Raw genomic sequence first — 844 nt, 5'->3', positions numbered from 1 at the left:
TCACAGGCGGTGTGTTCGGCAGTAACTATCAGGACGTGTTTGCGTTCATCGTGCTGATCGTCGTGCTGGTGTTCCGTCCGTCGGGCCTGCTCGGCGAACGCGTTGCGGATCGCGCCTGATCCCGGGAGAAAACAGACATGACCTCAATTCAACCGATCGAGCCGTCCACGACGCTCATCCCTGAGAAGAACCTGACGAAGACGTTGATCGTCGGCATCATCACGGCCATCTTCGTGATCGCCGCGCCGATGATCATCGGCGCCGCGGGCGGCAACTACTGGGTCCGCGTGCTCGACTTCGCGATGCTGTACGTGATGTTGGCGCTGGGCCTGAACGTGGTGGTTGGCTTCTGCGGGCTGCTGGATTTGGGCTATATCGCGTTCTACGCGATCGGCGCTTATACGGCCGCGTTGCTGAGCTCGCCGCACCTGGGCTCGCAGTTCGAGTGGATCGCGCATCTCGCGCCGGGCGGGCTGCATGTGCCGATCTGGCTCATCGTGCCGATCGCGATGGCGTTTGCCGCGTTCTTCGGGATTGTGCTCGGTGCGCCGACCCTGCGTCTGCGTGGCGACTATCTCGCGATCGTGACCCTCGGCTTCGGGGAAATCGTGCGGATCTTCATGAACAACCTCGACCGTCCGGTGAACATCACCAATGGCCCGAAGGGGATCACCGGGATCGATCCGGTGCAGGTCGGCGGCTTCAGCCTCGCACAGACGCACTCGCTGTTCGGCTTCCAGTTCCCGTCGGTGTATGGGTATTACTACCTGTTCGTGCTGTGCGCGCTGCTCGTGATCTGGACGTGTACGCGTCTGCAGCATTCGCGTATCGGCCGTGCATGGGC

At 62.1% G+C, this 844-nt stretch carries 1 protein-coding gene and 1 pseudogene; both read left to right on the top strand.

Annotated features, from left to right (window positions below; all coding sequences use genetic code 11):
- Positions 1–119, top strand: a pseudogene (locus BN2475_RS35890) (branched-chain amino acid ABC transporter permease); the annotation flags it as partial.
- Positions 120–137: 18 nt separating this feature from the next.
- On the top strand, positions 138–844 hold a 707-nt coding region (locus BN2475_RS28720), incomplete at its 3' end, for an ABC transporter permease subunit (RefSeq protein ID WP_425435576.1).

Origin of the sequence: Paraburkholderia ribeironis (genome assembly GCF_900019265.1) — a bacterium.
Lineage (GTDB): Bacteria > Pseudomonadota > Gammaproteobacteria > Burkholderiales > Burkholderiaceae > Paraburkholderia > Paraburkholderia ribeironis.
The sequence above is the reverse complement of the archived record's forward strand: the minus strand, read 5'-3'. Positions and strand labels throughout refer to the sequence as shown.